The organism is Streptomyces sp. NPDC059455 (assembly GCF_042750115.1).
Classification (GTDB): Bacteria; Actinomycetota; Actinomycetes; order Streptomycetales; family Streptomycetaceae; genus Streptomyces; species Streptomyces endocoffeicus.
Map to the genome: position 1 here is coordinate 1 of NZ_JBHYVB010000344.1, position 7,211 is coordinate 7,211.

Genomic DNA, 7,211 nt, shown 5'->3' on the forward strand with positions numbered 1-7,211 from the left:
GGGGCTACTGCCCCGCAGTAGCCCCCGGCCCGCGGCCTCCCGGTGGGCGGCGAACAGCCGACACCGCGTCCGCGGTGCGGCGGGGTGTTCGGATGGGCGCCCAGGCCGCGGTCACCCGATCAGGTGAGATACGGAGGCGGCTGGTCCAATTGGCAGAAGCTGTCGCAAGAATCGTGCCGGTCGTACGGCCCATACGGGACCGACCGTCCGGAGGCCCGGCCGACCGCCTCATTGGCCGGCGTTGGGGGCGACACATGATCGGGACATCGGCAGTCGGCGGCGCGTTCGTACGGAGGGCACGGAGTCTGCGGGCGGTCGCCCGCGCCGTCGCCTGTCTGTGGGTGCTCGGTGTCATCTGTTGGGAGCTGCTGACCCCGCACCACACCGAGGTCGTCCCCCTCATCGCCGCCGCACCCGCCATCGCCTGCGCGAGCGGCGGCCGCCGCGGATGCGTGCTGCTGCTCGGCGGCGCCGGTCTGCTGTTCGCCTTCGGCCCCGCGACCGCGCCGGAGCCCGACGGCGAGGTGACGGATCCTCACGCCCCGCTGGTCACCTGCTGCGCCATCGTCGGCGTGGCCCTCGGCGGCTATCTCACGGCGGGCCGCAAGGTGCGGCTGGTCCGCGAGCTGGAGGAGCTCCGGGCGGTGGCCGCCGCGGCGCAGGACGTGGTGCTGCGGCCGCTCCCGGCCCGGCTGGAGGGTATCGAGCTGGCGGGCGGCCATCTTTCGGCCAGCCGGGGCGCCGCCGTCGGCGGCGATCTCTACGAGGCGCTGGCCACCCCGTATGGCGTCCGCGTCATCATCGGCGATGTGCGCGGGCACGGCCTCGCCGCGATCGGCACCGTGGCCGCCGTGCTCGGCAGCTTCCGCGAGGCCGCCCATGAGGAACCCCGGCTCAGCGAGGTGCTGCGGCGGCTCGACCGCACCCTGGAGCGCCATCTGCGGGCCCGCGCCGACGGGGAGTGCCCGCTGGACAGCCATGTGGACGAGGAGTTCGTGACCGTCCTGCTGCTGGAGGTGGGGCGGGACGGCGAGGTCACCACGCTCAACTGCGGTCACCCCTGGCCGTACCGCCTCCGCGAACAGCCCGTCGGCCCGGCCCTGGCCCGGCAGGCCGCGCCCGGCGAGGTGCTGCCCCCGCTCGGCCTCTTCCCGCTCCCCGCCGAACTCCCCACCGCCCACTGGGGCTCCCTGGGGACCGGCGACACCCTGGTGCTGCACACCGACGGCGCCGAGGACGCCCGCGACGCCCACGGCACGTTCTTCCCACTGCGCCGCGCTCTGTCCGAGGCCGCGGGCGCCGGACCGCTCGTCCCCGCGGCGGTCGTGGCGGGGGTGCGCTCGGCGCTGCTGCGCCACACCGGCGGCCGGCTCGCCGACGACGTCGCGCTGCTCGCCCTGCGCTACGACCACTGCCCGCTCTCAGGCCTCAGCGCTCTCACCCGCCCCGCCGCCGACGCCCACCGGGCCTAGGGTGTCCGGCGGTTCTTGACGGCTGCGGCGAGCTGTTCCCCTTCCCGGCGGCATCGATACGCGGCTCCGCCGCGTGGTCCGCCGGACACCCCGTAGCGCGGCCCCACCCCGTCCCGATTCACACCCCGTGCGAATCGCCCTCCATTACGCTGGCGCCACCGAGCGCTTCGGGAGGGCGAGATGGAGCCCAACACACTGCTCGACTCCGTGCTCGACGAGGCCGGGGTCTCCCACGCGGGGCTGGCCGCGCATGTCAACGAGGCGGGCCGGGCCCGGGGGATGAAGCTGCGGTACGAACACACCGCGGTGGCCCGGTGGCTGAAGGGCCAGCGGCCGCGCGGCCAGGTGCCCGACCTCATCTGCGAGGTGCTGGGCGAGCGGCTGCACCGCGCCCTCACCCTGGACGACATCGGCCTCGGCACCCCCGGCAGCGTCCGCGGCCCCGCCACCTCGCTCTCCGGATTCGTCGAGCGCGCCACCGCGCTGTGGCGCTCGGACGAACAGCAGCGCCCGCATGTCGTCGAGGCCCCGGCGGTCACCGGCACCCCGGCCGTCATCCCGGTGTGGGAGTGGGAGAACCCTCCCGAGGACTCCGATGTCTCCCGGCGCGGGCTGACCCGCGTCAGCATGACCGATATCGAGACGCTGCGCGCCGCCCGCGCCCACTACGAGCAGATGTACCGCAAGGCCGGCGGTGTCGCGACCCGGACCCGGGTGGTGGGGTTCCTCAACTCCGAGGCCGCGCCGCTGCTGCGCGGGGCTTACGCCGACGACACCGGTCGCCAGCTGCACCGGACGACCGGCGGCCTGGTGGCCATCGCCGGGATCTGCGCGTACGACTCCAACGCGCACGGCCTGGCCCAGCGCTACTTCCACCAGGCGCTGCGGCTCGCCAAGGCCAGCGGTGACCGGGGCCTGGGCGCGTATGTGATAGCGCTGCTGGTCAACCAGTCCCTCTTCATGAAGGAGTACCGGCAGGCGGTCGCCTTCGCCGAGTCGGCGCTGCGCGCCGCGGGTTCCCAGATCACCCCCGCGCTCGCCGCCGACCTCTACGCCATGCAGGCCAAGGCGTATGCCCGGCTCGGCGACGGCGCCGGGGCGCTGTCCTGCATCCGGCGTGCCGAGACCGCGGCCGACCGGATCAGACCGGGTCAGGAGCCCGACGAGACCGGCTATGTCCAGCCAGGTCTGGTGAACGTCCAGGTGGCCGAGGCGCTGCTGAGCCTCGGCGACCTCGGTGGCGCCCGCGAGCACGCCGCCGCCGCGGTCGGCACCCCGGCCCATGACCGGGGCCGGGTGCACCGGCTCGCCATGCTCACCCATATCGAGCTCCGCCAGGGCGAGGCGGACCGGGCGGGCGCCACCGCGGTGGAGATGACCGAGCGGGCGCGGGGCATGGAGTCCCAGCGGTTACGCGACCGACTGCGGGCGGTACGGGAACACCTCGCGGCCAGCGGAAGCGCCGCGACGGCCGAGGCCGCCGAACTCATCGACGGAGCACTGCGCGTTCCTCTGTGACCGCGGTTCCGCTCGCGGGTCCGCACTCTCGTCAGCGGGTGGCTCAGGATGGCCTCCCGTGCGACGAAAGGTGGCTGACAGTGCGCTGGAAGAACCTCAGGGAGCGGACCGTGTACGAGAACCGATGGTTCCGGGTCAACCTCGCCGATGTCCGGCTCCCCGACGGACGTCAACTCGATCACTATCTGATCCGGCTGCGCCCGGTGGCCGTGGCCACCGCGGTGAACGCGGCCAACGAGGTGCTGCTGCTGTGGCGGCACCGGTTCATCACCGACGCCTGGGGCTGGGAGCTGGCCGCGGGCGTCGTCGAGGACGGTGAGGACATCGCCGACGCGGCGGCCCGGGAGATGGAGGAGGAGACCGGCTGGCGGCCCGGCCCGCTGCGCCATCTGCTCTCCGTCGAGCCGTCCAACGGGCTCACCGACGCACGGCACCACATCTACTGGGCCGAGGAGGCGTCGTACGTCGGGCACCCGGAGGACGACTTCGAGTCGGACCGCCGCGAGTGGGTGCCGCTGAAGCTCGTGCCCGACCTGGTGGCGCGGGGTGAGGTACCCGCGGCCAACATGGCGGCCGCGCTGCTGCTGCTCCACCACATCAGGCTCGGCTAGGCCGGGCCGCCGGCCGTCCGGGCTAGTGCCCTGCCGCCTGCCATACCGCGACGGCCAGGGCGGACAGCCCGGTCAGGGCGGCGATGGAGGGCAGCGGCCAGCGTCCGTGCTCCAGTATCCGTATCCGCCCGCCCAGTTGGTTCACGTCCTCCTCAGCCTGCTCTCCGCGGTGGTCGAGCAGGGCGAGCCGGCCGTCGACGCGGGTGAAGCCCACTTCGACGGTCCGGCGCAGTTCCGCGAGCTCCACGGCTAACGCGGCTTGCTCGGGCTCGGTGGTCACGGGTTGATCCCCTTCCGGATGTAACGTCCATGCAGTGGTGACGCTCCGAGTCAAGCGCATGCGCAGGTGGTGCGGGAGCGTGTGTGGGGATGGTGTGTGAGTCACCGGCGCACACCCCGTGCGAAAGGCGGTCCTCAGCGCGTACTCACCGGGTACTCATGGGGGACGGCGGTCGAGAGAAGTGACCGCGAGGGGCGGGCGGACCGGATGGAGCGGATCCATCCACAGGCCGGACAGGCCGGACAGAAGGGACGGATGTGCGACTGATCGCCGCTCCGATGTGGGAATTCGGCGCCGACCAGGGAGTGCGGCAGTTCGCCGAGCTCGGCGTCGCGCTGGTGCTGTCCACCCTGATCGGGCTCGAGAGGGCGGTGCAGCAGAAGAGCGCCGGGCTGCGCACCCACACCCTGGTGGGTGTGGGCAGCGCGCTGTTCATGCAGGTCTCCCAGTACGGCTTCGCCGATGTGCTGTTCCGCGACCACGTCGGCCTCGACCCCTCGCGGGTGGCGGCGCAGATCGTCTCCGGTATCGGCTTCATCGGCGGCGGCCTGATCTTCGTCCGGCGGGACGCCGTCCGCGGACTGACCACCGCCGCGACCGTCTGGCTGACCTGTGCGGTGGGCATGGCCTGCGGCGGTGGTCTGGCCCTGCTGGCCACCGCCGCCACCGCGGTGCACTTCCTGGTGATCCGGGGCTATCCGCTGCTCACCCGCCGGCTGCCGACGGTCTGGTCGGCCGAACGGGTGGAGTTGAGCCTCTCGTACCGGGTGGGTGCCGGACTGCTGCCGCGCGTGCTGGAGCTGTGTACGACCGCCGGGTACAAGGTGCTGCGGGTCCGGGTGGACCGGGCGCCGTGGAAGGGCCGGGACCGCACCACCCGGATCGTCCGGGCCGAGGAGGAGGCCCGGCCCGCCGATACGGGCGTCGCCGAGGTGATGCTCGCCCTCGAGGGCACCGGGGACGTCCTCCAGCTGGTCGGGGAGATCTCCGAGCTGGACGGCGTCCTCGGCGCCGACGCGGGCCACGACCTCGACGGCTCGGACTGACGACCTCGACGGCTCCGACTGACGACCTCGCATTGACGAGGTCAGAGCGCCCGCGCCCGGAGGCGGCGCAGCATCCGCGCGTCGTCGAACCCACGTCCCGCGCCGCGGCCGCCACCGTAGAGCCCTGGCCGATCGAATGCTCCGCGCGCTCCAGCCGCAGCGTCTGCTGATAGCGCAGCGGGGTGAGCCCGCCGGTGGCGCGGGTGAACAGCCGGGTGAGGGTGCGTTCGCTGACCCCGGCCCCGACGGCCAGCCGCGCCAGCGACAGCGGTTCGGTGAACCGCGTGTCGATGACGTCCTGAACCCGGTGGACCACGTCGTCCAGATGGGAGCGGTGCCGCAGCATGGCGCTGGTCTGCGGTTCATCGCCGTTGCGGCGGGCGTAGACGACCATGTTCCGGGCCACCTGGGCGGCGAGCACCGGCCCGTGCCGCACGGCCGGCAGATGCAGCGCCAGATCGATACCGCTGGTGATGCCCGCCGAGGTCACGACCCGGTCATCGGTCGTGAACAGCACATCCCTGACCACCGTCGCCCGGGGGTGCCGGGCCGTCAGCTCGTCCTGCAGCTCATGGTGGGTGGTGCACCGGCGGCCGTCCAGCAGTCCCGCCCGTCCCAGCGCCAGCGCCCCGGCGCATACGCTGGCCACGGTGCCCCCGGCCGTGTGGTGGGCGCACAGCCGCTCCAGCGACTCCGGGCCGGGAATCCGGCCGTCGTGCGGTGGTGAGATCCGCCAGCCCGGCACCACGACCAGGTCGTCCGGGCCCGTCGCGGGCCACTCGGTCCGCGCGTTGAGCGTCAGGCCCTGAGCGGTGGGGACCAGTTCCCGCTCGGCCAGATAGCCGAGCTCGTAGGGCAGCCTGAGATCCGCCGCCGTGCCGAAGACCTGGGCCGGTCCGGCCAGGTCGAGCAGATGGACCCCGGGCACCAGCACGAACACCACCCGGCTCATGCCGTGGAGGCTCCCGACTCCGCCTCCTGCCGACCCGGGCGGTGGTCTCCACGCACTGCTCGGTGCGGATCCCGCGGACCACCAGCTCGCGCACGCCCGCCTCGGTCAGCAGCCGCTGGAGCCGGGTGGTGGTGAAGGCGTTGTGGGCGGTCTTGTGGAGGACCGGCTCGCCCGGAGCCGGCCGCTCCAGCTCCTCCAGCAGCCGGGTCCGCCCCTGCTCCGGGTCGAACGCGCCCCCGCTGCCGGGTTCGGTGTGCGGCACCCAGCACCTGGTCCCCTCGGCACGGGCGAGGCCGACCAGCCGCCCGCCGTCACCTGGCGCGCGTCCGGCTCAGTACGTGTAGAAGCCCGAGCCCGTCTTGCGTCCCATGCGGCCCGCGTCCACCATCCGCAGCAGCAGCGGGGGAGAGGCGTACAGCGGCTCCTTGTACTCCTCGTACATCGAGTCGGCGATCGCCGCGATGGTGTCCAGGCCGATCAGATCGGACAGCTTCAGCGGGCCCATCGGATGGGCGCAGCCCAGCTCCATGCCGTTGTCGATGTCCTCGCGGCTGGCGATCCCGGACTCGAACATCCGGATGGCGGACAGCAGGTACGGGATGAGCAGCGCGTTGACCACGAACCCCGCGCGGTCCTGGGCGCGGATGGCGTGCTTGCCCAGGATGTCGCCGACCAGCGCCTCGGAGCGCTTGATGGTCTCGTCGCCGGTGGTGAGCGCCGGGATCAGCTCCACCAGCGCCTGCACCGGGGCCGGGTTGAAGAAGTGGATGCCGATCACCTGGTCCGGGCGGGAGGTGGCGACGGCCAGCTTGACCAGCGGGATGGAGGAGGTGTTGGAGGCCAGGATCGCGTCCGGGCGGGTCACCACCTGGTCGAGGACCTGGAAGATCTCCGTCTTGATCTGCTCGTTCTCGACGACCGCCTCGATCACCAGATCACGGTCGGCGAATTCCCCCAGATCGGTGGTGAAGCTCAGCCGGTCCAGCGTCGCGTCGCGCTGCTCCTCGGTGATCTTGCCGCGCTCCGCGGCCTTCCCGAGGGAGTTGGTGAGCCGGGTACGCCCTATCTCCAGGGCCTCGCCCGTGGTCTCCGCGACCATGACGTCCAGGCCGGATCGGGCGCACACCTCCGCGATGCCCGCACCCATCTGGCCACAGCCCACCACTCCGACGCGTTCGATGTCGGTCACATCGTGCCTTTCGCTGGTCCAACTGTCCGTTGTGCCGTCCCCCTGTCGCCCCAGACGTTACCCTCCGGTTATCGGCAGGGGGCGGGGGGGGGGGGGGGCGACCCCCCCCCCGCCCCCCCCCCGCCGCGGGTCTTGTGCGCCCG

Annotated in this window: 6 protein-coding genes and 2 pseudogenes; 4 read left to right on the forward strand and 4 right to left on the reverse strand. The window is 72.9% G+C overall.

Annotation, left to right across the window (positions count from 1 at the left end):
* Positions 1-254: 254 nt before the first annotated feature.
* From ACFXB5_RS51480 to ACFXB5_RS51490, 3 genes are all read left to right on the forward strand, one after another.
* The gene (locus ACFXB5_RS51480) at positions 255-1,472 is read left to right on the forward strand and encodes a PP2C family protein-serine/threonine phosphatase (RefSeq protein ID WP_385222491.1); all 1,218 of its coding nucleotides are present in this window, start codon (positions 255-257) and stop codon (positions 1,470-1,472) included.
* A gap of 180 nt (positions 1,473-1,652) precedes the next feature.
* Positions 1,653-2,990, forward strand: coding sequence for a transcriptional regulator (locus tag ACFXB5_RS51485; protein WP_385222494.1), 1,338 nt, complete (start codon positions 1,653-1,655; stop codon positions 2,988-2,990).
* Between the two features lie 80 nt (positions 2,991-3,070).
* Positions 3,071-3,601 carry an NUDIX hydrolase gene (locus ACFXB5_RS51490; protein WP_044568677.1) on the forward strand — a complete coding sequence of 177 codons (531 nt, stop codon included), beginning with the start codon at positions 3,071-3,073 and terminating at the stop codon, positions 3,599-3,601.
* Positions 3,602-3,623: 22 nt separating this feature from the next.
* On the opposite strand, the gene ACFXB5_RS51495 is transcribed toward ACFXB5_RS51490, so the two are convergent.
* The gene (locus ACFXB5_RS51495; protein ID WP_262700857.1) at positions 3,624-3,881 is read right to left on the reverse strand and encodes a hypothetical protein; all 258 of its coding nucleotides are present in this window, start codon (positions 3,879-3,881) and stop codon (positions 3,624-3,626) included.
* A gap of 278 nt (positions 3,882-4,159) precedes the next feature.
* Here ACFXB5_RS51495 and ACFXB5_RS51500 point away from each other — a divergent pair, with 278 nt between their 5' ends.
* On the forward strand, positions 4,160-4,927 hold the full coding sequence (locus tag ACFXB5_RS51500) for an MgtC/SapB family protein (RefSeq protein ID WP_385222501.1): 768 nt from the start codon (positions 4,160-4,162) through the stop codon (positions 4,925-4,927).
* Positions 4,928-4,968: 41 nt separating this feature from the next.
* On the opposite strand, the pseudogene ACFXB5_RS51505 reads toward ACFXB5_RS51500, so the two are convergent.
* The 3 genes and pseudogenes from ACFXB5_RS51505 to ACFXB5_RS51515 all read right to left on the reverse strand — a co-directional run bounded on the left by ACFXB5_RS51505 (position 4,969) and on the right by ACFXB5_RS51515 (position 7,068).
* Positions 4,969-5,879 (reverse strand): annotated as a pseudogene (locus tag ACFXB5_RS51505) (GlxA family transcriptional regulator).
* A gap of 31 nt (positions 5,880-5,910) precedes the next feature.
* Positions 5,911-6,183 (reverse strand): annotated as a pseudogene (locus ACFXB5_RS51510) (isochorismatase family protein); the annotation flags it as partial.
* Positions 6,184-6,210: 27 nt separating this feature from the next.
* Complete coding sequence (locus tag ACFXB5_RS51515; protein WP_385222498.1) at positions 6,211-7,068, reverse strand: 3-hydroxybutyryl-CoA dehydrogenase; 858 nt, start codon at positions 7,066-7,068, stop codon at positions 6,211-6,213.
* Between the last annotated feature and the right edge of the window lie 143 nt (positions 7,069-7,211).